24 protein-coding genes and 2 pseudogenes are annotated in these 24,047 nt (G+C 74.5%); 12 read left to right on the top strand and 14 right to left on the bottom strand.

Going from position 1 to position 24,047, the window contains the following annotated elements:
* Positions 1-33: 33 nt before the first annotated feature.
* Positions 34-615 (top strand): annotated as a pseudogene (locus AB0D28_RS27710) (SUKH-4 family immunity protein); the annotation flags it as partial.
* A gap of 39 nt (positions 616-654) precedes the next feature.
* Here AB0D28_RS27710 and AB0D28_RS27705 read toward each other — a convergent pair.
* Positions 655-1,557 carry a hypothetical protein gene (locus AB0D28_RS27705; RefSeq protein WP_357390507.1) on the bottom strand — a complete coding sequence of 301 codons (903 nt, stop codon included), beginning with the start codon at positions 1,555-1,557 and terminating at the stop codon, positions 655-657.
* A 47-nt stretch (positions 1,558-1,604) separates the two neighbouring features.
* A complete protein-coding gene (locus tag AB0D28_RS27700) occupies positions 1,605-2,219 on the bottom strand; it encodes a dihydrofolate reductase family protein (protein WP_357390505.1) in 615 nt (204 codons plus the stop codon).
* Positions 2,220-2,343: 124 nt separating this feature from the next.
* Here AB0D28_RS27700 and AB0D28_RS27695 point away from each other — a divergent pair.
* Positions 2,344-2,439, top strand: a pseudogene (locus tag AB0D28_RS27695) (ADP-ribosylation/crystallin J1); the annotation flags it as partial.
* Between the two features lie 49 nt (positions 2,440-2,488).
* On the opposite strand, the gene AB0D28_RS27690 reads toward AB0D28_RS27695, so the two are convergent.
* Complete coding sequence (locus AB0D28_RS27690) at positions 2,489-3,226, bottom strand: VOC family protein (RefSeq protein ID WP_357390503.1); 738 nt, start codon at positions 3,224-3,226, stop codon at positions 2,489-2,491.
* 144 nt (positions 3,227-3,370) lie between these two features.
* On the opposite strand from AB0D28_RS27690, the gene AB0D28_RS27685 reads away from it, so the two are divergent.
* A complete protein-coding gene (locus AB0D28_RS27685; RefSeq protein WP_357390501.1) occupies positions 3,371-3,796 on the top strand; it encodes a hypothetical protein in 426 nt (141 codons plus the stop codon).
* 90 nt (positions 3,797-3,886) lie between these two features.
* Here the strand turns inward: AB0D28_RS27685 and AB0D28_RS27680 are convergent, their stop codons facing one another.
* Positions 3,887-4,630 carry a hypothetical protein gene (locus AB0D28_RS27680; protein WP_357390499.1) on the bottom strand — a complete coding sequence of 248 codons (744 nt, stop codon included), beginning with the start codon at positions 4,628-4,630 and terminating at the stop codon, positions 3,887-3,889.
* Between the two features lie 226 nt (positions 4,631-4,856).
* Here AB0D28_RS27680 and AB0D28_RS27675 point away from each other — a divergent pair, with 226 nt between their 5' ends.
* Genes AB0D28_RS27675 through AB0D28_RS27665 form a run of 3 tightly spaced genes read left to right on the top strand, consistent with a single transcriptional unit; the run spans position 4,857 to position 6,002 of the window.
* Positions 4,857-5,189: a metalloregulator ArsR/SmtB family transcription factor gene (locus AB0D28_RS27675; protein ID WP_357390497.1), complete on the top strand. Its 333-nt coding sequence runs from the start codon at positions 4,857-4,859 to the stop codon at positions 5,187-5,189.
* Positions 5,186-5,662 (top strand): SRPBCC domain-containing protein, encoded by a 477-nt coding sequence (locus AB0D28_RS27670; protein WP_357390495.1) that lies wholly within the window; start codon positions 5,186-5,188, stop codon positions 5,660-5,662. Before AB0D28_RS27675 ends, AB0D28_RS27670 begins: the two co-directional genes overlap by 4 nt.
* A complete protein-coding gene (locus AB0D28_RS27665) occupies positions 5,640-6,002 on the top strand; it encodes a nuclear transport factor 2 family protein (RefSeq protein ID WP_357390493.1) in 363 nt (120 codons plus the stop codon). The genes AB0D28_RS27670 and AB0D28_RS27665 overlap by 23 nt, the downstream gene beginning before the upstream one ends.
* Here the strand turns inward: AB0D28_RS27665 and ftrA are convergent.
* The gene (gene ftrA, locus AB0D28_RS27660) at positions 5,975-6,964 is read right to left on the bottom strand and encodes a transcriptional regulator FtrA (protein WP_357390491.1); all 990 of its coding nucleotides are present in this window, start codon (positions 6,962-6,964) and stop codon (positions 5,975-5,977) included. The two genes, AB0D28_RS27665 and ftrA, sit on opposite strands and share 28 nt — an antisense overlap.
* A 62-nt stretch (positions 6,965-7,026) precedes the next feature.
* Here ftrA and AB0D28_RS27655 point away from each other — a divergent pair, with 62 nt between their 5' ends.
* The gene (locus tag AB0D28_RS27655; RefSeq protein WP_357390489.1) at positions 7,027-7,491 is read left to right on the top strand and encodes a rhodanese-like domain-containing protein; all 465 of its coding nucleotides are present in this window, start codon (positions 7,027-7,029) and stop codon (positions 7,489-7,491) included.
* A 54-nt stretch (positions 7,492-7,545) separates the two neighbouring features.
* Positions 7,546-8,124 (top strand): dihydrofolate reductase family protein, encoded by a 579-nt coding sequence (locus AB0D28_RS27650; protein ID WP_357390487.1) that lies wholly within the window; start codon positions 7,546-7,548, stop codon positions 8,122-8,124.
* Here the strand turns inward: AB0D28_RS27650 and AB0D28_RS27645 are convergent.
* Entirely contained in the window at positions 8,106-8,816 is a 711-nt protein-coding gene (locus AB0D28_RS27645) for a helix-turn-helix domain-containing protein (protein WP_357390485.1), read from the bottom strand. The two genes, AB0D28_RS27650 and AB0D28_RS27645, sit on opposite strands and share 19 nt — an antisense overlap.
* Before the next feature lie 21 nt (positions 8,817-8,837).
* Complete coding sequence (locus AB0D28_RS27640; protein ID WP_357390483.1) at positions 8,838-9,713, bottom strand: sulfotransferase domain-containing protein; 876 nt, start codon at positions 9,711-9,713, stop codon at positions 8,838-8,840.
* A 242-nt stretch (positions 9,714-9,955) separates the two neighbouring features.
* Between AB0D28_RS27640 and AB0D28_RS27635 the strand changes: the two genes are divergently transcribed.
* Positions 9,956-13,228 (top strand): hypothetical protein, encoded by a 3,273-nt coding sequence (locus AB0D28_RS27635; protein WP_357390481.1) that lies wholly within the window; start codon positions 9,956-9,958, stop codon positions 13,226-13,228.
* 3 nt (positions 13,229-13,231) lie between these two features.
* On the opposite strand, the gene AB0D28_RS27630 is transcribed toward AB0D28_RS27635, so the two are convergent.
* From AB0D28_RS27630 to AB0D28_RS27620, 3 genes are all read right to left on the bottom strand, one after another.
* Positions 13,232-14,221, bottom strand: coding sequence for a BtrH N-terminal domain-containing protein (locus AB0D28_RS27630; protein WP_357390479.1), 990 nt, complete (start codon positions 14,219-14,221; stop codon positions 13,232-13,234).
* Positions 14,218-15,252, bottom strand: coding sequence for a DUF3800 domain-containing protein (locus AB0D28_RS27625; RefSeq protein WP_357390477.1), 1,035 nt, complete (start codon positions 15,250-15,252; stop codon positions 14,218-14,220). Before AB0D28_RS27625 ends, AB0D28_RS27630 begins: the two co-directional genes overlap by 4 nt.
* A 76-nt stretch (positions 15,253-15,328) precedes the next feature.
* Complete coding sequence (locus AB0D28_RS27620; protein ID WP_357390475.1) at positions 15,329-15,898, bottom strand: DUF4240 domain-containing protein; 570 nt, start codon at positions 15,896-15,898, stop codon at positions 15,329-15,331.
* 93 nt (positions 15,899-15,991) lie between these two features.
* On the opposite strand from AB0D28_RS27620, the gene AB0D28_RS27615 reads away from it, so the two are divergent.
* Both AB0D28_RS27615 and AB0D28_RS27610 read left to right on the top strand, forming a co-directional pair.
* Positions 15,992-16,933, top strand: coding sequence for an ATP-binding cassette domain-containing protein (locus tag AB0D28_RS27615; RefSeq protein ID WP_357390473.1), 942 nt, complete (start codon positions 15,992-15,994; stop codon positions 16,931-16,933).
* Positions 16,930-17,676, top strand: a complete 747-nt coding sequence (locus tag AB0D28_RS27610) for an ABC transporter permease (protein WP_357390471.1) — start codon at positions 16,930-16,932, stop codon at positions 17,674-17,676. Before AB0D28_RS27615 ends, AB0D28_RS27610 begins: the two co-directional genes overlap by 4 nt.
* Here AB0D28_RS27610 and AB0D28_RS27605 read toward each other — a convergent pair.
* From AB0D28_RS27605 to AB0D28_RS27590, 4 genes are read right to left on the bottom strand one after another with little or no spacing between them, the layout of a single operon-like run.
* Complete coding sequence (locus AB0D28_RS27605) at positions 17,660-20,800, bottom strand: BTAD domain-containing putative transcriptional regulator (RefSeq protein WP_357390469.1); 3,141 nt, start codon at positions 20,798-20,800, stop codon at positions 17,660-17,662. The genes AB0D28_RS27610 and AB0D28_RS27605 overlap by 17 nt on opposite strands.
* Before the next feature lie 52 nt (positions 20,801-20,852).
* Positions 20,853-21,539 carry a hypothetical protein gene (locus AB0D28_RS27600; RefSeq protein ID WP_357390467.1) on the bottom strand — a complete coding sequence of 229 codons (687 nt, stop codon included), beginning with the start codon at positions 21,537-21,539 and terminating at the stop codon, positions 20,853-20,855.
* Positions 21,536-22,357, bottom strand: a complete 822-nt coding sequence (locus tag AB0D28_RS27595; RefSeq protein ID WP_357390465.1) for an ATP-binding cassette domain-containing protein — start codon at positions 22,355-22,357, stop codon at positions 21,536-21,538. Before AB0D28_RS27595 ends, AB0D28_RS27600 begins: the two co-directional genes overlap by 4 nt.
* Positions 22,354-22,692, bottom strand: a complete 339-nt coding sequence (locus tag AB0D28_RS27590; protein ID WP_357390463.1) for a PadR family transcriptional regulator — start codon at positions 22,690-22,692, stop codon at positions 22,354-22,356. The genes AB0D28_RS27595 and AB0D28_RS27590 overlap by 4 nt, the downstream gene beginning before the upstream one ends.
* A gap of 348 nt (positions 22,693-23,040) precedes the next feature.
* Here AB0D28_RS27590 and AB0D28_RS27585 point away from each other — a divergent pair, with 348 nt between their 5' ends.
* On the top strand, positions 23,041-23,838 hold the full coding sequence (locus AB0D28_RS27585) for a hypothetical protein (protein ID WP_357390461.1): 798 nt from the start codon (positions 23,041-23,043) through the stop codon (positions 23,836-23,838).
* Positions 23,839-24,047 lie beyond the last annotated feature (209 nt).

The raw sequence follows: 24,047 nt of genomic DNA, 5'->3' as shown, positions 1-24,047 counted from the left end.
ACGCCATGATGGCGCAGATCCCGGACGGACCTCGATCAGAAGAGAGGTAGTGGAATGCCCTCCGAACTCGCGCGACTTCTCGACGAACTCCGCGCCGACCTGACCGCCGACGAGCCGGCCTCTCTCGCGTACGCGCGAATCGGCGCCCCGGCCGACGCGGGTGACGTGCCGGCGGAGCTGCCGGCGGCCCTGCGTGAGCTGCTGCTGGCCGCCGACGGCCTGCGGGCCGGCGCGTTCGAGCTGGTCTCGGTCGACCGGCTCGCCGACGTGCGGTACTTCCTCGACCACGCGCCCGGCTTCTCCCCCGTCTCCCGGGACAAGAATGACTGGCTGGTCTTCGCCACGTGCCGTGACGAGCCGATCTTCCTGGAGCGTGCGACCGGCTCGGTGTGGTACTTCCCGCCGACCGGCACCGAGTGGTTCATGGCCGACGCGTTCGAGGAGCTGGCACCCGGCCTCGACTCGTTCGTGCACTACTACGTGCTCGGTCCCGGCTACGCCGAGCTGGTCACCGACGACGACGGGTGGTATGCGTTCCTGCACCGGCAGGGCCTGCTCGACGACGCGGACGAGGACGAGCCGGGCGAGGACGACGGGGACGAGGCGCCGCCGTGACCGGAAGCCGCTGATCGAGCCGGGGCCGGCCGCCTGACGTCAACCGGCCTCCGCCGGCGCGGGCACCGCCGGTGCGGCGCGGTCCGCGCCGGTCAGGCCGGCGACGAGCAGCAGGTACGCGGCCAGCTCGACCACCGCCGTGAGGGCCGGCACGGGCTGCGGCAGCGTCCGGGTGGGTGTGATGGCGTACCAGGCGAACAGGGCGGTGCCGTCGGCCGAACCGGGCAGGCGCAGGGCCTCGATGCCCGCGTCGAGCAGCGGCAACGCGAGCACCGCCAGCAGCGCCGCGCCGGTCGCGGCGAGCCGCCGGCCCCGCCCGGCCAGCAGCACGGCGAGCCCCAGCGCGGCGAGCGCGAGCGCCAGCGGCGGCAGCACCGCGAGGACGAGCGCCGGCACGACATCGGCCTGGTCGTGGTATCCACGGCCTTCCACCCGGGTCAGCGTGGTCACGGTGTGCGTCTCCACGATCCGGGTGCCGGCGGCGACGGCGAGGCCGATGTCGGCGGCGCGGACGGCCGCGTACCCGACGACGGGCGCGGCGGCGACCGCCGCGGCGATCAGGTGCCGGCGCCGCCCCCGGCCCCGGAACGCGACCAGCAGCACCGCCACCGCGGCCAGCGCCGCCCAGCTGCCGGCGAGCGTGACGTCGAAGCCGGCCGTACTGTCGAAGACGTTGTCGCCGCTGCCGTAGACCACCCAGCCGGTGTCCGCGGCACCCGGTTCGGCCGGCATGGTGCGGACCGCGTCCACGATCAGCGGCGCGAGCGCCACCGGCACCGCCCAGCGCGGGGGCGGCAGTCCGGCGGCGACGGCGTACGCCAGCAGCAGCGCCAGGCTCAGCACCTCGGCGCCGCGCCAGAGCGGAGCGGCCGTCAGGACGCCGACGACGTGGGCGACGGCGCACACCGTCGCGAGGATCAGCAGCAGCCGGGCGCGACGCACCGGCGGATCCTTTCACGACGGACCGACCGGCCGCCGTCCCGCGCTCGTCAGCTCCCGGCCGGCACCTGGTCCCTGATGTCGTCGTAGCCGACCGCGCCCGGCGCCGGGGCCGGGGTGTAGATCACCCGGAGCACGCCGGTCGGGTACGCCTCGGTCGCGGCCACCCGCAGGTGGTACGGCGCATCGCCCTCGTCGAACAGCCGGCGGCCCTTGCGGGCGGCGACCGGGTGCACCAGCAGCCGCAGTTCGTCCACCAGGCCGGCGGCGAGCAGCTGCCGCACCACCGAGATCGACCCGGGGATGAGGATGCCCTTGATGCCGGTGTCGGCCTTGAGCGCCCGCACGGCGTCGATCAGATCACCCTGGATCACCTCGGAGTTGCGCCAGGAGAATTCCAGCGGCTGGCGCGAGACGACCACCTTGCGCATGTCGCCGAGCTGCTTGGCGAACGGCGCGTCCTCACCGCCGGCGGCTTCCCGGTCCGGCCAGGCGCCGGCGAAGCTGTCGTACGTCTCGCGCCCGATCAGCAGCACGTCGGAGGTGTCGTAGTCCTCGGTGACGGCGCGGCCCATGTTGTCGTCGAAGTACGGGAAGTGCCAGTCGGGGTCGATCTCGGCGACGCCGTCGGCCGAGATGAACAGCGTGGAGATCACAGTGGCCATCGCGGTGCTCCTTGCCTGTCTGTCCAGGATGTCGACGGTTGGACCGCCGGGGCGGCGCGAACTCATCGCACCCGCTGTCGATTCTGCTGCCGAAACCCGATGGCCGGTCGCGGCACGCCGCCGGTTGTGGGTGCCGGCCGAGGAACTGGACGAGTTCAACCGGCACATCGTCGGACCGATCGAGGTGGTGCACGAGTTCCGGCCGGAGCGGACGGCCTGACCGGCGCCCGGGCGGGCTGTCGCACCCGCCCGCCCGGTGCCGTGGCCGGTCAGCCCGGGGTGAGCACGCAGAACTCGTTGCCCTCCGGGTCGACGAGCACCCGCCAGTGGGGGTCGGCCCCGCCCAGGTCCGCGTCGCTGGCGCCGAGCGACCGCAGGCGCGCGGTCTCGGCGTCCAGGTCGTCCGACGGGTACGGGCGGACATCGAGGTGGACGCGGTTCCATCCGGTCTTCGCGTCGGCGGTGCGGACGAACCGCAGGTACGGTCCGACGCCCTTCGCCGAGCGCAGCACCGCCTCCCGGTCGGTGACCTCGTGCACCGTCCAGTCGGTGGCCCGGCCCCAGAAGCCGGCCATGGCTCGCGGGTCGGCGCAGTCGACCACCACCGCGCCGATCGGCCCGGTGCCGGCGTACCGCGCGTCCGGCTCCCGTACGCAGAACTCGTTGCCCTCCGGGTCGGCCAGGACCGTCCACGGCACGTCACCCTGGCCCACGTCGGCGGGGGTGGCGCCGAGGGCGGTCAGGCGCGCGACCAGCTGGGCGTGGTGCGCGGCCGAGGTGGTCGCGAGGTCGACGTGGACACGGTTCTTCGCCGTCTTGGGCTCGGTGGAGACGACGAGGTCGACGTAGAGGACGCGGGGGTCCGGGTACGTGAGGCCCTCGGGTTCGAGGTTCGTCACGCCGGGGGCCTCGCTGGACGTCTCCCAGCCGAGCACCTTCGCCCAGAAGCCGCCGAGCGCCACCTCGTCGTGGGCCTTCATGTTGATCTGTACGAGCCGGGTCGCCATGGCGGCGATGGTAGGTGCCGCGCCCGGTCGCCGTGGTCCCGGCAGGTGATCAGGAATCGAGAAGCGCCCGGTCAGCGCTACGCCATAGCGTTGTCGTCAGGCGGTCGGCGCCACGCGGACCGCGAGCCACGAGGGGGAACCGAGATGTCCGACGGATTCAGCGCCGAGGAGCGCGCCGCGATGAAGGAGCGCGCCGCCGAGCTGCGTGCCGAGGGGAAGAAGGGCGCCAAGAAGGCCGACGACCTTCAGGCGGTGCTCGACCGCATCGCGCAGATGGCGCCGGAGGACCGCGAGCTGGCCGAGCGCGTGCACATGACGATCACGTCCGCCGCGCCGGAGCTGTCCCCGAAGACCTGGTACGGCATGCCCGCGTACGCGAACGCCGCCGGCAAGATCGTCGTGTTCTTCCAGGACGCGGGGAAGTTCAAGTACCGCTATTCGACAGTGGGCTTCCAGGAGGCGGCGAACCTCGACGACGGCGACATGTGGCCGGCGTCGTTCGCGCTGCTGCGGTGGAGCCCGGAGGTGGAGAAGAGGCTGACCGAGCTGGTGCGGGCCGCCGTGTCCTGATCGCGCCGGGCTGCTGCTCGCCGCCGCGCCCTGGCTGCTGTCCGGCGGCGTCGCGTACCCGCTCGTACGCCGGGTGGCACGCCGCCGTCGCTAGCGCTGCCAGGAGTCGAGGCCGCGAAACGCGGACCGGGCGATGTCGTCGGCCAGGCCGGGGTCGGCGCTGGTGCCCTCCCAGCCCTGGTCGTGCACGACAGTGACCGCGTCGGCGACCCGGATGACGACGATCTGGCTGGTGGCCCGGCCCTTGGCCAGGCTGCCGTCCGGGCCGGTCGCCGGCCGGCTCACGGTGACCAGCAGGGCCTCGTCCCCGGCCCCCGCCATCGGCCGGGACGTGACTGTGACGCTGCCGCCCGCGGCCGGGAACGACAGGCAGTCCGCCACCGCTCCCCGGACCCGGCGCAGGTAGTCGGCCGCGCCGGTGCCCTCGAAGGCGAAGACGGTCTGGTGCAGCGTGCCGTAGGGGACGTTCTCCGGCGGATCCTTGGGCTGCTTGTAGGTGCTCATCATCGCGGCGCTCGCGGTGACCGACCGCCCGCCGCTGCGGAACTCCTTGTCGCACAGCTCGGGCAGCGCGTCGGCGACCTCGGTCGGCTGCGCGGGGGTCTTGCGCAGCTCCGGCGGCAGGTCGGCGAACGCGGACGTCGGGATCGTCACGGGCCCGCCGCGCGGCTGTGACGCCGACGGTGTGGCGGACGTCGGGCCCGCGGCCGGCGTCGAGGTCGTGCTCGCGCCGCCGCCGTCGTTCCCGCCGCCGTCGCCGCAGGCGCCGGCGAGCAGCGTGGCGACGAGCAGGGGTACGCCAAGCATCCGCCTCCGGCGACTCGGTGTCCTCACGTCGACCTCCGTCCCGTGCCCCGTCCCGACGACGTTCCCGATGCGGCGTCACCCGAAACAGCATCGCCACTCCCCCAACGCCCGGCCCCGCTGCCGGGTTCCGGCAGGTCGGCAGGTGTTCGGCGGGCCGGTGCGGCGGTCGGTGGAACGTCACGGGTGCCATCGGCCCCGTTGCTTCCCGCAAATGGGTGTTTGCGCAAAGGAGTGTTTGCGATAGCGTTCGGGTATGCGCTCAGAACCGGACCTCGACCTCGCCTTCGCCGCTCTCGGCGACCCGGTCCGCCGGGCCCTGGTGACCCGTCTCGCCCGGGGTGAGGCCACAGTGGGCGAGCTGGCCCAGCCATTCGACCTGACGCCGCAGGCCATCTCCCATCACGTCGGCGTGCTGCGCCGCTGCGGCCTGGTCGAGCAGCGACGGGAGGGCACGCGGCGGCCGTGCCGGCTGCGCGTCGACCGGCTCACCCGGCTCGGCTCGTGGATCGACGAGCAGCGCCGCGCCTGGGACGACCGTCTCGACGCGCTGGAGACGCACCTCTCCGGCCCGGAGGCGGCCCGGTGAGAGCCCGTACCGAACGGCACGGCGACGAGCTGATCGCCCGCCGCCACCTGCCCGCCGTGCCGGACCGGGTGTGGGAGGCGTTCACCTCGCCGGCCGGCATCGCGGCGTTCTGGGGCGGCTCGCACGCCACGGTGCCGGCGGCGTCGGTGGTCGTCGACCTGCGACCGGGCGGGGAGTTCGCGCTGGACACGCACGCGCCGGACGGCCGGACCGGACGGCTGCGGTTCGTCTACGTGAGCGTCGACAGGCCGCGCGAGCTGGTGTTCGACGAGCCGGTCACCGGCCTGCGCACCACAGTCACGCTGCGGCCCGCCGGGTACGGCACCGATCTCACCGTGCACCAGCGCGAACTCCCGCCCGAGTTGCGCACCGACCAGGCGGCCGACGGGCTCGCCTCGATCCTCGACGCCCTCGCCGCCCACCTCGCGCCCCACGACGAAGGAGACAGCAGTGACCCGAGCAAGCCAGCGTGACCTGGTCGCCGAATACTTCGACGGCTTCCGGGCGAGCGACCACGAGCGGATCCTCGCCACGCTCACCGAGGACGTGGAGTGGGTCATCCACGGCCACCGCACCACCCGGGGCCGGGCGGAGTTCGACGGCGAGATCGAGAACCCGGCGTTCAGCGGCAGCCCGCGCCTCGACGTCGAGCGCGTGCACGAGGACGGGCCGGTCGTCGTGGTCACCGGCGAGGGCCGGGGCGTCAGCGTCGAGCACGGGCCGTTCCGGTTCGCCTTCAACGACCTGTTCACGTTCCGGGACGGGCTCATCGCCCGCGTCGACTCCTACGTCGTCCCGCTGCCCGGGGCGTGAGCGCCGGACGTCCTGGTGAAGGTCCGGCGGTACGCAGACGGCGAGGTCCGCATCGCGGCGGCGAAGTGGTGCCGGAACGTCACCGCCGTCTCGAACCCCACAGTCGCCGCAACCTCCTCGATCGGCGCGTTTGTCGTCTCCAGCAGCGGCAGGCTGGCCTGGACGCGCCGCTCGACGAGCCACCGGATCGGGGTGGTGCCGGTGGCCCGCGCGAAGTGCCGCAGGTAGGTGCGGGACGACATGTGCGCCCGCCCCGCCAGCCGGTCCACGGTGATCGGGGTGTTCAGGTTCGCCAGTGCCCAGGACATGCTCGCGGCGAGCCGGTCGTCCTCCGGGTCGCCGGGCACCGGCGCCTCGATGAACTGCGCCTGGCCGCCCTCGCGGTGTGGCGGTACGACAAGCCGGCGGGCGACCGCGTTGGCGATGGTCGGGCCGTGGTCGCGGCGTACCAGGTGGACGCAGAGGTCGAGACCGGCAGCGCTGCCGGCACTGGTGAGGATGTCCCCGTCGTCGACGTAGAGCACGTCCGGGTCGACGCGTACCGCCGGGTGCCGCCGGGCGAGCAGGTCGGCGTACCGCCAGTGGGTGGTGGCCCGCCGGCCGTCGAGCAGGCCCGCGCCGGCCAGGGCGAACGCGCCCGAGCAGATCGACACGATCCGGGCGCCGCGCCGGTGGGCCGCCCGGAGCGCGCCGGTGAGGGCTGGCGACGGGTCGGCGTGCACGTCGGCGACGCCCGGCACGATCAGCGTGCCGGCGGCGGCGAACGCGTCGAGGCCGTGGCCGCTGTGCAGGGTGGCGCCGCCGACCAGCCGTACCGCGCCGGGGTTCTCCGCGCAGACGGTCAGCTCGTACCAGGGCACGTCGAACTCCGGGCGGGGCAGGCCGAAGACCTCGGTGACGATGCCGGTCTCGAACACCGACATGCCCTCGTACGCGAGCACCGACACGGTGGCGCGGTTCATGGCGGGATCTTAGCGAGCGGTGTCGCTCGCGCCACTGGAGCGGCCGGTCGGCGGCCACCACGATGAGTGCCATGTCGAACGTCCTGCGCATTCCCCCGGCCCGCCCCGCCGACGCCCTCGCCCACTTCACGGCCCGGCTCGCCTTCGAGGCCGACGTGAGCGACGTGCACGCCGACCTGGAGGCGGGCGTGACCGGCCTGGTCGTGGTCGACTCGCGCGCCCTTCCGGCGTGGCGGCAGGGGCACATCCCCGGCGCCGTGCACCTGCCCACCACCGAGATCGCCGCGCGGGCGGGCGAGCTGGTCCCGCCGGACGCCACAGTGGTCACCTACTGCTGGGGGCCGGGCTGCGACGGCGCCACCCGCGCGGCGATGGAGTTCGCCCGGCTCGGCCGTCCGGTCAAGGAGATGATCGGCGGGTACGAGTACTGGGTGCGGGAGGGCTTCCCGGTACGCACCGAGGCGGGGCTCGTGCGGCGGCCCGCCGACGCCCTCACCGCCCCGGCCGGCGCGTCGTGCGGCTGCTGAGGCGTGTCGGTTCCGTACAAGACGGCAGGTGGCGGCCGTTCCTAGCATTGCCGCATGCGTGATCTCGTCTACACCGGATTCATGTCGCTCGACGGCGTGGTGGACTCCCCGGGCGGCGGCCCGGGCGAGGACCACCGCAGCGGCGGCTGGGTCGTCAAGGACATCGAGTTCCTGCCGGAGGCGTTCTCGCTCAAGGGCGAGGAGCTGGCGCAGACCACGGCGCTGATGTTCGGGCGACGCAGCTACGAGGCGTTCGCGCCGACCTGGCGCGACTCCGACGACCACGCCGCCTACCGGGACCTGCCGAAGTACGTGGTGTCGTCAAGCCTGCCCGAGGACGCGCTGATCGACGGCTGGGGACCGCTGACGATCCTGCGCGGCACCGCCGACGTGGCCGCGCTCAAGCAGGGCGACGGCGGCGACGTCTTCATCCACGGCAGCGCCGAACTCGCCCGCCGTCTCGCCGAGGCGGACCTGATCGACAGGTACCACCTGCTCGTCTTCCCGGTGCTGCTCGGCGCCGGCAAGGGCCTGTTCAGCCAGGCGGACCGGGACCGGCAGACGCTGCGGCTGAGCGACTCGGCCACCTACCCCAACGGCGTCGTCAAGCTGATCTACGACGTGACCCGCTGAGCCGGGTCCAGCGCGATCGCCCCACCGGCGCCCGCGCGCAGCTCACCGGCCGTCCGTCCGACGTACCGGCGCAGCGCGCGGGCCAGGTGCGGTTCGTCCACGTACCCGAAGGTGGTGACCGCGTCGGCGGGTGGGCCGCCGGCGGCCAGCAGCACGGCGGCCCGGCGCGCGCGGTCGATCTGCCGCACCGCGCCCCGGGTCAGCCCGGTCGCCGCCCGGAACCGGCGTTCGAGGGTACGCGGTGACGCCGGTGGACGGCCGCCGCGCAGCGTCTCGGTGACGAGCGGGTCGCGGACCACCACACCGGCGCGGACCAGCCGTGCCACGAGCGCCTCGGCGTCGTCCGGGCCGGGCGTGGCCCACCGGCCGCCGTCGAGCCGGAACGTCCGGCGACTCACGTCGGGCAACTCGGCGCCGCCGTCCACCAGCTCGGGCGTGGGTACGGTCCGTAGCGAGGTGCCCACCGCGAAGTCGATGCCGACGAAGGTGGCGCCCTCGGGCACCGGCGCGGTGCCGGTAGCGGTCTCGGGGCCGGAGACGGCCGCGTAGGAGCGACCGTCACGCTGCCAGAACACGAGCCCCCAGCACGGGGTCGCCACCGAGGTCATCTCGTCGACCCGATCGCTGGCGCAGGTCCACACGGTGTCGATCCAGGCCGAGTCGGACGCCCGGGTGGTGAACCGCAGCTCCACGGCAGGAGCATACGGCGCCGGTCAGCGGGCGGGGGTCTCGTCCCGGGCGGGGTAGCCGAGGATCTCCGCGAGGTCACCGGCCGCCTTCGTGTACGCGGCGTAGATGTCGTCGTCGAAGTGGTTGCGCCAGTCGCCGGACGCGCCCTTGCGGTAGTGGGAGATCCGCCCCGGGGTCTCCTTGGACTTCTTCATCTTGCTGAAGCTGTAGCGGGCCAGCAGCGCCTCCAGCTCCGGGCGCGGCAGCGTGATCCCGCAGTGCCGCATGAGCTGGTCGACCTCGTCGGCCTGCCGTTCGCCGGTCAGGTCCTCGTAGCGGAACAGCCGGAACGTCTCGGCGGCCGGCGCGACCGCCCAGGACCGCATCTGCCCGAACTGCTTCTTGTCGCGCAGCCGGTCGATGACGTAGAGCATGCCCTCCTTCTTCGGCAGGTCCTGGAGGGCCTTGCGCGCCTGCGGGATGTCGCCCATCGGGGCGTGCGAGTTGCGCAGCGAGAAGTAGCTGGACACGACCACGTCGCGGGGATCGCGGATCACGAAGAACGCGCGGTAGCCGCCGGCCTTGGGCACCGCCTCGAACCGCTTGTGGGAGAGGAAGATGGCCAGGCCGACGCGGCCGGCCGGCACCGGCGCGGTGGCCCCGCCGGCGTAGAAGCGCGGGTCGTACGGCAGCAGCCCGCAGTGGCGGTAGACGGCCGGGTCGCTGAACAACGCCTTGATCCACTGGCTGCCGGTCTTGCGGACGGTGCAGTGGAAGATGTTGGCGAATTCGCTGCGTTCCACCACCGGCACGGTGAGTCGCATGCGGGCGTTGCGCGCTTCCATCTGTGCCCGCCGGGCCGCGACGCGCATGGAATTCGGCGAATTGTGCTTGGCGAATTCGACGGCCCGTTTAATCATTGTCCAACCTCATCCGGACCCCGGCAGGGCAGGGGCAGCACGACAACTTTGCGCACGTCACGCAGGTGAAATCCGCAGACTCCGCCTGCTCGCCCCGCGCCCCGACGCGCCGCTAGGAATATCCCCGACGGTCCTTTTGATGTCAATCCCGGCCACCTGGGAGAACGCTGAAAATCTACAATTTCCATAGGAATTGCGGAATGGTGTGAGGGGGCACCCGCGCGCACCCGCCCACCGGCACAATGGGCGCCGTGCTCAAGGCCACCCGCGCTCTGCTGACGTCACTCGATCCGCTGTCCCACCGCGACCGGACGCGACGCCTCGTGGCGTGGGCACGCACCGCGCCCGACCGTGCGCAGGTCTGCGCCGACCTGCGCCGGCAGGGCCCCTACGAGCGGCGTCTCGCGCTGCTCGCCGCGCTGGCCACCCAGGACACCGAGGCTGTCCTGGCCGCGATGCACGACCCGGAGCCCTCGATCGGCGCCACCGCGCTCAACGCGACAGTGCGGGCCGGCGTGACACCCGTCGACCTGACCGACCGGCCGGCGAACGCGCGGCGCCGGGTCTACCGGGGGCTACGCCGCCGCCCGGCGCCGGCCGTCGCCGACGCGCTGATCACCGGGGTACGCGAACGCCTCGGTGACCAGGAGGCGGCCGCGCTGCTGCCCGCCTGCGGCCCGGAGACGGTACGGGCGCTGCTGCCCGACCTGGAACACGCGCTGAACCCGGAACGGCTGATGCGGTGGCACAGCGACATCGTGCTGGCGCGCACCGCTGAACGGCTGGCCGCGGCCCCGCCGGAGTCGCGCGGGCGGATCTGGACCGAGGTCGCCGGCGCGGTGCTGCGCGGCGATCCCGGCCGGGCGCTGGACCTGCTCGACGGATACGCGCCGGAGTACTCGCTGCCCGGCGCGCTCGTCGCGTACGGGCGGCTCGCCGCACACGACGCCCGTCGGGTCGTACGCCTGCTCACCTCGCCCGGCCGCGCGGCCTGGCTGGCCGGCACCGCGCTGCCCCGGGCGCTGCTGGGCCGCCTCGCCGCGCTGCCCACCGGCGAGCTGATCCCGCTGGCCGCCCGGCTGCGCGAGCACGACCGGGCGTTCGCCGCGTTGCTGCGCGCCGTCGCGCCGAGCCGCCGCGCCGACCTGTACGACGGCGCGCTGGCGGACACCGACACCACGGCACTGCGGCCCGGCGGCGAGGTGATGGAGGCGCTGCCGGCACCGGTGCGGGCACGCGAGGCGGCCCGGGTGCTGGCCCTGCCGTCGGTCCGCGAGCGGGAGGAGCAGGTGCGGTTCTGGAGCGCGTACCTGCCGTGGCCGCAGGCGTCCGCGTCGGCGAGCGCGGCGCTGCGCTCGGGCGACGCGGACGAACGGGCGGACGGCTGGCGGCTGCTGGTGGCGGCCGCGCGCCGTTCCCGTGACCCGCGGACGGTGGCCCAGGTGGTGGTCCGCCTCGGCCGGCTGCGCAACGAGCAGGACCCGGTACGCGCCGCCGCGCTCACCGCCCTGGCCACCGTGGCGCCGCTGCTCACCGCGATGAACGCGGGCGGGCTGACCGGGCTCACCACCGACGCGGTCGACGCGCGGGACACCTCGGCGACCACCACGACCGCGTTGAGCCGGCTCGCCGTCGACGTCCTCACGCTTCACGTGGACGTGCCGGAGCTTGCCGAGTGGGCGCTTCTCACCATCGACAAGGTGAGCAGCGACGCGAACGTGCCGGTGCTGCGCCGGCTCGACACGGTCCTGCGCCACGGCCAGGAGCAGGTGGTGTTCGACCGGCTGCGCGGCCGGATCGAGGACGGCATGGCGCGCGGCCGGTACGGACTGCTGTTCGCGCTCACCGAAGCGCTCGGCCGGCGGGCCTGGCGGCTGCCCGAGCTACAGGACCTGCTGCGCCGGGCGGTCGGGCCGGACACCCTGCCCCCGGTGGCCCGTGCGGCGGCCGGGCTCTGGCTCGCCGACCCGCGTACCCGCTCGCGGCGCGTCGCCGAGGTGCTCGCCGTGGACGCGTCGGCGGTGGCGCTGCACGAGGTGTGGACGATCGTCTGCGCGTCCCGCACCGACCTGCTCGACCGGGTGCTGGACCGCCCCCCGCGCGGCCGGTTCGTGGAACGCGGCCTGCGGTGGGTGCCCGACACCGCGCCGTACGCCCAGCGCTGGCTCCCCCGCCAGCAGGAGCGCTTCGTGGCGCTTCAGGCCCGCGTCGTCGCCGACTCCGGGCAACGGGTCTGGCGGCGGGCGGCGGCGATCCGGGCCGCCGCCGGGGCCGGTCCGGCCGGACGCGAGCTGGTGCTGCGCCACCTCGACGCGTCCGAGGTGCCGATCGCCGAGGCGGCGCTCGGCGCGCTGGTCCGGACCGACCGGCCGGACGATGCGTTCCCGGTGCTGCTGCGGTACGCCGACGGCGACCGGGCACGCGTCGCGCTGTACGCGGCCGGACGGGCCGCCCGGTACGTCCCGCCGGCTCGCCTGGCCGAGCTGCTGGGCGGGGTGCTGACCGGCGCCGCGAAGGTCACCAGCCGCAAGGAGGCCGCCCGGCTCCTGGCCCGCTACGCGCCGGTGGACGTGCTGGCGACGCTCGCCGAGACGTACGCCGATCCGGAGGCGCACCGCGACGTGCGCGTCGCGATCGTCTCCGCCGCGCGGCAGCGGCTCGGGCCCGAGGCGAGCTGGACCGTGCTGCGCACGGCGGTGCACGCCAGCCGCGAGGAGCGGCGGGCGGTGCTCGGCGCGTTCCCGTCCGGCATCTCGGAGCGCCACCGCCGCGCCTACGCCGACCTGATCGCGGCGGCGTGCCGGGCCGACGACCGGGAGGTCCGCAGCGCCGCGTTCGGCGTGCTCGGCGGGTGGTGGCCGTGGCTGACCGGCGTCACCGACCTGGTCGTGGATCGACTCACCGACCCGGACGAGACGACGCCGAGCATCGGGGTGGCGAACCTGCTACGGGCCGGCGGCGACGCGGCGTTCCGGGCCGCGCTGACCCGCCTGGTGGAGCGGGACGCGGCCGACGACGACCCGGGCGGCCCGGTGACCGACCGGCCGGCCCGGCGGCGCGTCGAGTCGCTCGCGGAGGGCGCGGCCCTGTGGTCCGCCAGCCGACCCGCCGGCGCCGACCGGGCCGGGCTGGTCGAGGCGGCGCGGTGGCTCGCCGGCCAGGACTCCTTCCTGGGTACGGCCACCGGGCTACTCGTCGGCCTCGGCCGCCTCGACGGCCTGGACGAGGTCGCCGCGCTCTGCGCGGGCCGCCCGCTGGTCGCGGTGCGCACCGCCGAGCGCGTGGGCGCGCGCCTGCTCGACCTGCGGCAGCGGCTGGAACCGGCGGTCCTGGCCGACACCGTCGTCCACCTCGCCGGGCGCGGCGACCTGGCCGGCGGACTGTTCGCGGTGGCGCTCGTCGGGCACGGCTCGGAGTTCGGCTGGAAGACGCCGTGGCGGGACCTACTGACCGGGTTGCGCCGTCACCCGGACGCCGACGTGCGGGAGGCCGCGTACACGCTCGACATGAGCTGACGCCTACCCGGCGTCGAGCGCGGCCAGCACCGTCATCGCCTCGCGCTCGCGGACGGCCAGGTCGGCGAGGACCGCCGACGCGCGGGTCAGGTGGACGGCGTCGCCGGTGCGCCCGGCGGTGGCGATGTGGTCGGCGACGGCGGCCCACAGCGGCGCGATGTCGGCGTACATCAGCTGTGCCCGCCGCAGGCGGGTGTCGCCGGTGACGGTGGCGGCCTCGGCGAGGAAGTCCCGGTACAGGGCGCGGAACAACGAACCGCCGGTGCCGCCGCGTTCCATCAGCGTCGCGGCCAGCGGCAGGTCGCGTGCCGGGTCGGCGGCGCGGTCCAGCCAGCGGGTCACCCGGGCGGCGGCGGTGGCGATCCCCCGGTGGCCGAGGTTGGCGATCGGCGGATCGAGGAACGCCCCGGCGTTGGCGCGTACCGCCGCGCGGACGGCGGCGGCCAGGTCCGGCGGGCCGCCGGGCGCGGTGAGCGTGTACGACAGGTGGCGCGCGGTCATCGGTCCACGCGCGGCGCGCGCCCGGGCGAGGCTGTCCAGCGTGGTGGTCACCGCGCCGCCCTGCTGCGCGGTGTCGACCAGGTGGGCGTGGGTGTCGTCGTAGCCGTACATGGCGACGGTGTGCCCGCCGAAGTGGACCCGGGTGGTGAAGTAGTCGAGGTGGTACGAGTCCAGTTGCAGGCCGACCGGCTGCCCGGCGTCCAGCGCCTCGGTGACGTCGCGCCACGCCCTGGCCGCGGACGTCGTCTCCCGTACCCGCAGGTCCAGACCGAGGCGGTCGGCGGCGGCCCGGGTCACGCACAGCGGCTTGGTACGCCCGCCGAGGAACGGCACGTCCATGCTCCTGGCGTCCCAGTAGACGAAGCCGAGCCCTTCGCCGAGGCCGAACAGCATCGGCTCGGACAGGTCCAGGCCCGCGTGCCGGGTCAGCACGCCGAGCGTGGTGGTCTCGCAGTGCAGTCCGGGGCGCGGCGTCACGCCGTCGAGGATCACGCGGGCTCCTGTTCTCTCGTCACGCCGACGGCGTTCGGGTCGGGCCCGGCGGGCGGGGACAGCAGCGGGCGCAGCGGCCCGTCGCCGGGGGTGCCGGGCATCCGGCGGGCCACCCCGGCGAGCAGGTCGGCGGCCTGGACGCGCGGGTCGTCGCGCGAGTCGGTCATCACCAGCCCGGCCAGCGGTGACGGGTGGGCCGGATCGCCGGCGGCCAGCGCCGCCTGGAGGCGGCGCAGCCGGTCCTCGGTGAGCGCGCTCTGCTCGTCGTGGATCACCAGCACCCGCCGCCGGCCGACGCTCCAGTGCAGGACGGTCTCGGCCAGCGCCGGCAGCAGCGGCTCCAGCGGCGGCGGGATCGTCCGGTCGCCCGCGTACAACCGGGCCCGCACGGCGGCTACCCGGGCCGGGTCGAGCGCGTCGAGGACCGCGCCGGCCTGCGCGTCGCCGACGTGGCGCCGCAGCGCGTCCCGGGCGGCGAAGAACCGCTCGACGCTCCGGTCGTCCGCGCGGTCCCGCCGCTTGGTGCGCAGCATCTCGACGACGGCGGCGAGGAAGGCCGCCCAGCCGGGCCCGGCCGCCCGCCCGGCCCGGTGCAGCGCCGCAGCGGCCGGACGCCGGTCACCGGTGAGGCGGGTGCCCGCCGTGTACGACGGCTCGGCCAGCAGCAGGTCGACGACCCGGGTGGCGAGGAAGAACTCCTTGTCGACCAGGTGCACGTACGCCCGGCCGCGCAGCGCCGACAGGAACCACCGCACCGCCTCGGCGGCTTCGCGGCGGCGCAGGAACTGCCGCGACTTGACCTCGTCGGGCGAGAACCGGAACCCGGACCGCAGCCCACTGATCAGCTCGGCCGCCTCGTCGCGGCTCAGGTCGACGCCGGCGTGGACGATCACCGGGGTGGCCGGGTCGAGCAGGTTGGTGCCGGAGAAACCGGACTCGTCGCAGGCGATCTCCAGCACCGCGCCGGTCAGCGCCGCGCCGGGTGGCAGCCCGCCCTGCAGCGGCAGCCTCGCACCCGTCGATCCGGCCATGCCGACCATGCTCGCCCACCCGGCCCGCGACGGACCAGCGGTTAAGCCGGATCGGGTCGGCGGCGGGTCGTGGACCTCATTCCACCGGCCGGTAGATCGCGGTCAGGCGCGGCAGGCGGGCGCGCATCTGCTCGTCGTCGTCGAAGTCGAAGTCCTCCCCGGCCGGGTCGGCCGGTGACGGGCCGGGAGCAGCCCGGTCGGCGGCGTCGAGCGCCTCCCAGAACGCGTCGGTGCCGGCGCCGGTCGCCTGGGCGTAGGCGTAGCGCGCCACGCTCAGCACCGCCTCACACTCGACCGCGTCGTCGTCCGGGTCGACGCCGGCCCCGGCGAGTGAGTCGGGATCGGCGACAGCCCGCTCCCAGACCGCCCGCCCCTGCGCGACCAGCCAGCCGCGGAAGTAGTCGAAACCGTCGTCCGAGCAGCCGCCGCGCATCAGGTAGGCGGCCGCCCACAGGTCCCAGCGCCACCCCTCCGAATTCACGTTGTCGTACGCCTGCTCGAAGCTCACAATTGCCGCCGGGCTCAGCACCGACAGCTCCGCGACCAGGTGCCGGGCCACCGCGTCGGCCCCCTCGGCGGTAGCCGTCTCACGCCCTGCGGCGCGACGTGCCCGCTCCACGATCTCCCAGAACGTCTCCCGATCCACGGCGGGACCGTACGCCGCCCCACCGACAAGCTGACAGCGGCCGTGTCAGCGCCGTGTCAGGGCGGTGGCGGTACGGCCGCCCATGGTGGTCGCATGACGAGTTCAGCGATAGCGGTCTCCGGGCTGCGTAAGGCGTACAAGGACAAGGTGGTGCTCGACGGCGTCGACCTGGACGTCCCGGCCGGCACGATCTTCTGCCTGCTCGGCCCGAACGGGGCCGGCAAGACGACCGCCGTCAACATCCTGACCACCCTGATCCGCGCCGACGCCGGGTCGGTGCGGGTCGCCGGGCACGACGTGGTCACCGAGGCCAGGGCGGTCCGCGCGGCGATCGGGGTCACCGGGCAGTTCGCGGCGGTGGACGAACTGCTCACCGGTCGGGAGAACCTGCAACTGATGGTCGACCTCGGCCCGCGCAACCGGGTGACCGGCAAACGGGTCGTCGCCGAGTTGCTGGAACGGTTCGACCTGGTCGAGGCCGCCGGGAAGCTGGTGTCGACGTACTCCGGGGGCATGCGCCGCAAGCTGGACCTGGCGATGACGCTGGTCGGCGAGCCGCGGATCATCTTCCTGGACGAGCCGACGACGGGGCTGGACCCACGCAGCCGCCGCACCATGTGGTCGATCATCAGGGAGCTGGTCGCAGGTGGCGTGACGGTCTTCCTCACCACCCAGTACCTGGACGAGGCCGACCGCCTCGCCGACCGGATCGCGGTGCTCGACCAGGGCCGGCTGGTCGCCCAGGGCACGCCGGAGGAGCTGAAGCGCCGGATCCCCGGCACGCACGTGCGGTTGCGGTTCGGCAGCGTCGCCGAACTCGACGCGGCGGCGCTGGTGCTGCCCGAGGCGGTACGCGACGAGGAGGCGCTGGCGCTGCGCGTGCCCACCGACGGCGGGACCACGGCGCTGCGCGCCCTGCTCGACCGGCTCGACGCGCACGCGATCAGCGCCGACGACCTGTCCGTGCAGACCCCCGACCTCGCCGACGTCTTCCTGGCCCTGACCGGCCGCACCCCGGAGGTGGCGGCCAAATGAGCAGGAACCACTCGGTCGTCATGCTGCGCCGCAACCTGACGCACCTGCGCCGCAACCCGACCTCGGTGTTCAACGCGGTGCTGATGCCGATCATCGTGATGCTGATGTTCGTGTACATGCTCGGCGACGCGTTCTCCGTCGGCGTCGACTACGTCGACTACGCGACGCCGGGCCTGATGCTGATGGCGGTCTGCTACGGCCTGGGCGGCACCGCGACGTCGGTGAACTCCGACATGACAAAGGGCATCATCAACCGGTTCAAGGTCATGCACGTCTCCCGGGGCGCGGTGCTGACCGGCCACGTCGTCGCCACCGTGCTGACGAACGTCCTCGCGGTCGCGGCCCTGGTCGGGGTGGCGTTCCTGCTCGGCTTCCGCCCGGCCGCCGGACCGCCGCACTGGCTCGGCGTGGCCGGCGTGGTGGTGCTGCTCAGCGTCGCGGTCAGCTGGTTCACCGTCGCGCTGGGCCTGTTCGCCAGGTCGCCGGAGTCGGCGGGCATGGCCTCCGTGCCGCTGGTCCTGCTGCCGTTCTTCAGCAGCGCGATCGTGCCCGCCGACAAGATGGGGCCGGGTCTGCGGCAGATCGCCGAGTACCAGCCGTTCACGCCGATCATCGAGACGCTGCGCGGCCTGCTCGATGGCGCGCCGTCGGCCGGCGACGTGATCCCCGCGCTCGCCTGGTGCGCCGGCATCGCGGTGGTCGGCTACCTGTGGGCGCGGTCCACGTTCACGAAGCGAGCGTGACCCCGGCCAGCCGCTCCCAGCCGGTCTCCCGGCCCTGTGCGACCGCCTCGGCGAACCCCACGTCGCCGAGGCGGTCGCGCGCCGCCGCCTCGATCCGGGGCACGTCGGGGTGGGCGCGGTCGGGCTGCCCGCGTACCTCGGTGGCGGCGCCGAGCAGCCGCGCCGCCTGGCCCGGCCGGTCCAGCCGCAACGCCAGGTCCGCGACACCGACGAGCACCTGCGCGGTCAGCGGCGCGTAGCCACCCTCGCGCGCCGCCCGGCACGCCGCCGCCCGATGGGTACGCGACTGCTCGACGTCCTCGGCCAGGTAGCCCAGCAGATCCTGGGTGCCCGCCCGGACGCTCGCCAGCTCCGCCTCGTCGCCGAGCAGCGCCGACACGGCCCGCAGTCGCGCGTACGCCTCGTCCGCGTCACCGTCGTGGCGGGCCAGGTACGCCTCGGCCAGCGCCAGTTCGGCCAGCGCGCCCGGCCAGGCGACCCCCGCAGCCAGCCGTCGCGCCTCGGCCACGGCGTCGGCGCTCGCCGCCTCGTCGCCGCCCAGCCGGTACAGCCAGGCCAGCCGCGCCCGCATCCGGATCACGTCCTCGACGGCGCCGACCTCGGTGACCGCCGCGACTGCCTGCTCGTAGTGGTCGCAGGCGGCGGCGACGTCACCGCGTACGGCGATCAGCTCGGCCAGCTCGCTGAGCGCGAACGAGATCCCGAAGCGTTCGCCGACCGCCCGGAACTCGGCGAGCGCCTGCCGCAGGCACGCCTCCGCCTGCGCCGCCTCGATGCCGAGGATGACCCGCAGCTTGCCCAGGTGCAGCCGGGCCAGCGCGCGTACCCACGGATCATCGTGGTCGAGCAGCGACTCCCAGGCGGGCAGCAGCGCGTCCGGCTCCCGCAGCATGCGCTCCATCGGCACGACCAGCGCCAGCTCCGGGTGACCGCGCCGGCCCTCCCCGCTCAACCGGTAGGCCTTGTGGATCCACTCGGCCGCGTGCTGCGCGTCGCCCGGCCCGGAACTGAGGAACAACACCACGAGTCCGTACACCACGGCGCGGACGTCGTCGGGCACCTCACCCGGCGCCTCGGTGGCCGCGGCGATCAGTTCCATGCCCTCGGTGCGGTGGCCGCCGAGCCACCAGTACCAGCCGGCGCCGGCCGAGAGCCGCATCGCCTCGGGCCCCTCACCGGCCGACAGCGCGCCGCGCATCGCGGCGGTGATGTTGTCGTGCTCGGCGTCGAGCCGGGCGAGCCAGGTGAGCTGGTCGGCGCGGCGCAGCCGCGGTTCGGCGGTCTCGGCCAGTTCGGTGAAGTACGCCAGGTGCGCGCGGCGCACGGCATCCGCCTCCCCCGCCTCGGCGAGCCGCTGCGCGGCGTACTCCTTGATCGTGCCGAGCATGCGGTAACGCGGCGCGACGTCGCCGGCGGCGGCGACCAGCAGCGACTTCTCGGTCAGCGCGGTGAGCAGGTCGAGCACGTCGCCCGGCGCGACGGCGCCACCGGCGCAGACCCGCTCGGCCGCGTCCGGGCTCGCCCCGCCGGAGAACACCGCCAGCCGGCGCAGGACCGCGCGTTCGGCGTCGCTGAGCAGCTCCCAGCTCCAGTCGACCATCGCGCGCAGCGTCCGGTGCCGGGGCAGCGCGGTCCGGCTGCCGCCGGTGAGCAGCCGGAACCGGTCGTCGAGCCGGGTGGCGAGCTGGTCGACGGACATGCCGCGCAGCCGTGCCGCGGCCAGCTCGATTGCCAGCGGCATGCCGTCGAGCGCGCGGCAGATCCGCGCCATCGTCGCCGACGTGTGTTCGTCGAACGCCAGGTCGCGGCGGACGGCGGCGGCTCGGTCCCGCAGCAGACGTACGGCGGGCGACGACTCGACCTCGGCGATCGGGGCGTCGCCGCCTGGCAGGCCCAGCGGCACGACCGGCCACAACGCCTCGCCGGTGATGCCGAGCGGTTCCCGGCTGGTGGCCAGGATCCGCAGCCGGCGGCACTCGCCGAGCAGCCGGTGGGCCAGCGCCGCCGCCTGCTCGACGACGTGTTCGCAGTTGTCCAGGATCAGCAGCATGTCCCGGTCCCGGATCGCCGCGACGAGCCGGTGGACCGGTTCCGCGCTCGCCGCGTCGCCGAGCAGCGCGTCCCGCAGGCCGAGCCCGGAGATCGCCGCCTGCACGACGTCCCCGTCGGCGCTGACGGCGGCGAACTCCACAAGCCACACCCCGTCCGGCAGGTCGCCCGTCAGCCGGCGCCCGGTCTCGGTGGCCAGCCGGGTCTTCCCGGAGCCGCCCGGACCGGTGAGCGTGGTGAGCCGGTGCTCGGTGACCAGCGCACCGACCGCGGCGAGGTCGGCGTCCCGGCCGACGAAGCTGGTCAGCTCGGCGCGCAGGTTGGTGCGGCGGGTGTCCTCCCGGCGTACCGTCTCGCCGCGCAGCAGGGCGACGTGCAGCGCCGACAGCTCCGGCGACGGGTCGGCGCCCAGCGCGTCGGCGAGCGCGTCGGCGGTGCGCCGGTAGACCAGCAGCGCCTCGGTGTCCCGGCCGGCCGCGACCAGCGCGCGCATCAGCGCCATGGCGAGCCGCTCGCGTACCGGATGGGCGGCCACCAGGTCGGCCAGCTCGGGGATCAGGTCCGCCTCCCGGCCGAGTCCGATCTCCGCGTCGTACCGGTCCTCGGTGGCGGCCAGGCGCAGCCGTTCCAGCCGGGTGGCCGCCGCGTCGAGCGCCGGGCTGCCGGGCAGCCCGACGTCGCGCAGCGCGTCGCCACGCCACAGGCCCAGCGCCTCACGCAGCAGCCGTACCCGCTGTGGCCCGTCGCCGTCGCGGGCCCGGCGGACGAGGCGTTCGAATCGCACGGCGTCGACCGCGTCGGGCTCGACGACGAGGCGGTAACCGTCCGGCAGCCCGTCGACGGCGCCCGCCGCAAGCGCCTTGCGTAGCCGCGACACCAGCCGTTGCAGCGCGTTCGCGGCGTCGGCGGGCGGCTGCTCGCCCCAGATCCAGTCGACCAGCGCCGGCTTCGGGACCACCCGGCCGGGATGGAGCGCGAGGGCGGCGAGCAGCGCGCGCAGCCGTGCGCCCGGCACGTCGGCCGGGACGCAGCCGTCCACGGTGACCTGGAACGGCCCGAGCAACCCGATCTGCACTCACCGATCCTGCCACGCCGGGCGGCCCGGTCCGGTCCGCCGCCCCCACCGGTCAGGTGGCCAGGCGCAGATGCCGGCGCTGCCGCAACCGCACCGCGGCGGCCACCACGACCAGCAGCGTGAGCGCGACACCGAAGGCCAGCCCGTGGATGAGGCCGCGGGTGAGGTAGCCGCCGTCGGTGTGGTCCACTGCGTACGTGGCGATCTCCCGGCTGAACCAGAACGGCAACGCCCGGGTGGCGCTGCCCTCGGGGTTCATCACCATCTGCAGACCGACCACTGTCAGCAGCACCAGCGTGCCCTCCAGCTCGCGCGGCAGCACGGCGCTCAGCAGCAGGCCGAACGGCACCGACACGAACACGGTCAGCGCCATGATCAGGGCGATCGCACCGTACCGGACGTCGCGCTGGTCGGCCAGGACGAGCAGGAAGTACGGGGTGGAGAGCAGCACGCCGACCGTCCAGAGGGCGAGCAGCCGGCCGAGCACCAGGTGCCGGCTGCCGTAGCCGGACAGCCGCAGGCGCGGTTCGATGCCGCGCGCCGCGCTGCCCGCGAACAGCGCGGCGGTGCTGAGCGCCCAGGCCAGGCCGAGACAGACGAAGCGGATCGACTGCCCGAGAAAGTCGCCGCGGCGGCTCAGGTAGAAGGCCAGCGGCATCAGCAGCAGGATGACCAGCACGGTACGGCGGCGCAGCAGCTCGCGCAGGGCGGCCTCAGCCACCACGAGAGTCCGGCTCACGCGTCCCGCCCTCCGGTCAGGTCGAGGACGATGTCGACCCGGTCGAGCTGGTTGAGCAGGTGGGTGACGACCACGACGGCCTTGCCCGCGTCGCGCCAGCGCCACACCTCGTGCCAGAAGTCGAGGTACGTCCCCCTGTCGAAGCCCTGGTAGGGCTCGTCGAGCAGCAGCACCTCCGGCTCGCCGAGCCGGGCCAGCACCAGGTTGAGCTTCTGCCGCGTGCCGCCGGAGAGGTGCCGCGCCTGGGTGCGTCGCGGCGGCGTCCACTCCAGCCCGGCCGCCTCCGCGCGACCTGCCCGCCGGGCGGCCGTGCGGCCCAGCCCTCGGCCGGCGCCGATCAGCACGAAGTGCTCGTCGGAGCTGAGGAACTCGGCGGTGCCGCCGTCCTGCGGGCAGTAGCCGAGCGAGCCGTGCACCTCGACGGTGCCCTCGTCCGGGCTCAACAGGCCGGCGCAGATCCGCAGGAAGGTGCTCTTGCCGGCGCCGTTGGCACCGACCACCGCCGCGATCTGGCCCGCCCCGACGGTGAGGTCCACCCGGTCCAGGACGGTCCGTCCCCGGTAGCGCTTGGTGATGCCCCGGGCGGCGAGCCGCACCGGTCCGGGCCGGCGGCGCGGCGGCCGCACGTCGGGACCGCCGAGACTGTCGACGACCGCCCGGGCGTACGTCTCCGGCGCGCCGAAGACCCGCAGCGGCGACTCCCCGCTGTCGAGCAGATGGGTGGCCGCCTCGGCGACGACGTGGCCGGTCAGATCGGGCCCCACCCCGTGCCGGCGCAGCTCGCCAGTCAGGGCGGCGAGCCAGAGGTTGTGGTTCACCGCTTCGGCTCCTCCCTCAGTATCCCGCCCACGCTCGACGCGAAGGCGCTCCAGTCGGTCACGGCCTCGCGCAGGACCGCGCTGCCGGCCGGGCTGATCCGGTAGTACTTCCTCGCAGGGCCGGTCCCGCCCTCCCGCCAGTGCGCGGTGAGCAGGCCGGAGCGCTGCAACCGCAGCAGCACCGGGTAGAGGGTGCCGCCCTGCACGGCGCCCAGCCCGTGGGCCCGCAACGCCTGGGACAGTTCGTAGCCGTAGGACTCGCCCCGGCTCAGCAGCGCGAGCACGCAGAGGTCGAGCACGCCGCGCAGCCACTGCGCCCGCCGTTCCTGGTTCATCCCGCTCCGCAGTGTCCCGATGCGACGTTCACGGACGATGACGGTAGCGCCGCTATCTAGGTAGCGCAACCACCTAGCACGGGCATCTCCGGCGCGCCGATCCTGATAAGTTGCGCGATCCGCACGGGTTCGACGGGGGAATGCGCATATCCGGCACGGGGGCCGACCGGGATTCGACGACAGACGGGCAGCCGGGCGAGGAGCCTGCGTGGACGCCGCCGGACGGCGGTCCCACCGCCGGACCGCCGCCGGTCGCGGGCGCGCCGCCGCCCACGGCGGCCGTCCGGACCAGGCACGCCGACAGCGCCGTTCGGGCCGGCCACACCGGCAGCATCGTTCGGACCGGCCGTGCCGACGGCGCCGTTCGGGCAGGCGGCGCCGTTCGGGGCGTACCCGCCGGGGCCGTCGGCTCCCGGCGGCCGCAACCGCGGGCTGGTCGTCGCCGTCTCGGCGCTGAGCGTCCTGCTTCTCGTGCTCTGCTCGGGCCTGGTCGGCGGGGTCCTCCTGCTGCGGTCCACCGGGCGTCAGTCGGCCGAACGCGAGCCGGCCGAGCCGTTCGCGGACCCGTGGCGGTCACCCGGCGGCGCGACCCCCACGCCCGGGGCGACCGAGGACGCCGAGCCACCGGCGCGGGGACCGCAGCCCAGCGACTACCCGGCCGGGCAGATTTCCGACCTGAACAACGTGTGCGACGGCGTCCTCTACTACCCGCAGTCGCCGAAGCGCACCGGCGCCGCGCCGCATCCGGTGGCGCTGCTCGTCGGCACCGACCTGGGCACGGACCGCCGGCACGACCGGGTCTACTACTACGACGAGGGCCTGTCGAAGCGGGTGGAACGGACCTGGGCGTCGGAGGACCCGAAGACCGTGCAGATGGTCGCCTGCCTGGACCGCACGAGCATCGGCGCGACGATCCGCAAGTGCCGCTACGACGACCCGAAGCCGGACACGCTGACGCTGCTGAAGGCGACCTACCGCCTGCGGGTGTACGAGGTGGCGACCGGCCGGCGGCTGCTGGACAAGGCCATGGGTGGTGACGACCAGCAGTGTCCGTATGTGGTCCTGTACGGCCCGGACAAGAAGATCTACGCCGAGGTCAGCCACCGGTCGGTGCTCGCGGCGCTGCGCGGCCTGGTCAAGCGATAGGCCGCGCCCGGCCCGGATCGGACGATCACGGGCCGGGTACGCGGCGACCGGCGGTCCCGGCCGGTCAGCGGAAGGCCCCGAGCCGGGCCCGGCGTCGTCAGCGGTTGGACGGCTTCAGAGTGTGGTTTCGCCGGTGAGGCCGAAGTAGTCGTGCCATTTGGTGGAGGGGCTGAATGTGGTGCCGGTGGACAGGGCGACGTAGATGTCGT

Source organism: Micromonospora sp. NPDC048169 (genome assembly GCF_040652815.1).
Taxonomy (GTDB): domain Bacteria; phylum Actinomycetota; class Actinomycetes; order Mycobacteriales; family Micromonosporaceae; genus Micromonospora.
The sequence above is the reverse complement of the archived record's forward strand: the minus strand, read 5'-3'. Positions and strand labels throughout refer to the sequence as shown.

Excerpts from the sequence above, each read along its gene's own strand:
- AB0D28_RS27590 (WP_357390463.1), bottom strand. The coding sequence starts at position 22,692 with ATGAACCAGGAACGGCGGGCGCAGTGGCTGCGCGGCGTGCTCGACCTC.
- AB0D28_RS27635 (WP_357390481.1), top strand. The coding sequence starts at position 9,956 with ATGGGCGCCGTGCTCAAGGCCACCCGCGCTCTGCTGACGTCACTCGAT.
- ftrA (WP_357390491.1), bottom strand. The coding sequence starts at position 6,964 with ATGAACCGCGCCACCGTGTCGGTGCTCGCGTACGAGGGCATGTCGGTG.
- AB0D28_RS27690 (WP_357390503.1), bottom strand. The coding sequence starts at position 3,226 with ATGGCGACCCGGCTCGTACAGATCAACATGAAGGCCCACGACGAGGTG.
- AB0D28_RS27615 (WP_357390473.1), top strand. The coding sequence starts at position 15,992 with ATGACGAGTTCAGCGATAGCGGTCTCCGGGCTGCGTAAGGCGTACAAG.
- AB0D28_RS27610 (WP_357390471.1), top strand. The coding sequence starts at position 16,930 with ATGAGCAGGAACCACTCGGTCGTCATGCTGCGCCGCAACCTGACGCAC.
- AB0D28_RS27685 (WP_357390501.1), top strand. The coding sequence starts at position 3,371 with ATGTCCGACGGATTCAGCGCCGAGGAGCGCGCCGCGATGAAGGAGCGC.
- AB0D28_RS27640 (WP_357390483.1), bottom strand. The coding sequence starts at position 9,713 with ATGATTAAACGGGCCGTCGAATTCGCCAAGCACAATTCGCCGAATTCC.
- AB0D28_RS27700 (WP_357390505.1), bottom strand. The coding sequence starts at position 2,219 with ATGGCCACTGTGATCTCCACGCTGTTCATCTCGGCCGACGGCGTCGCC.
- AB0D28_RS27655 (WP_357390489.1), top strand. The coding sequence starts at position 7,027 with ATGAGTGCCATGTCGAACGTCCTGCGCATTCCCCCGGCCCGCCCCGCC.
- AB0D28_RS27625 (WP_357390477.1), bottom strand. The coding sequence starts at position 15,252 with ATGGCCGGATCGACGGGTGCGAGGCTGCCGCTGCAGGGCGGGCTGCCA.
- AB0D28_RS27650 (WP_357390487.1), top strand. The coding sequence starts at position 7,546 with ATGCGTGATCTCGTCTACACCGGATTCATGTCGCTCGACGGCGTGGTG.
- AB0D28_RS27675 (WP_357390497.1), top strand. The coding sequence starts at position 4,857 with ATGCGCTCAGAACCGGACCTCGACCTCGCCTTCGCCGCTCTCGGCGAC.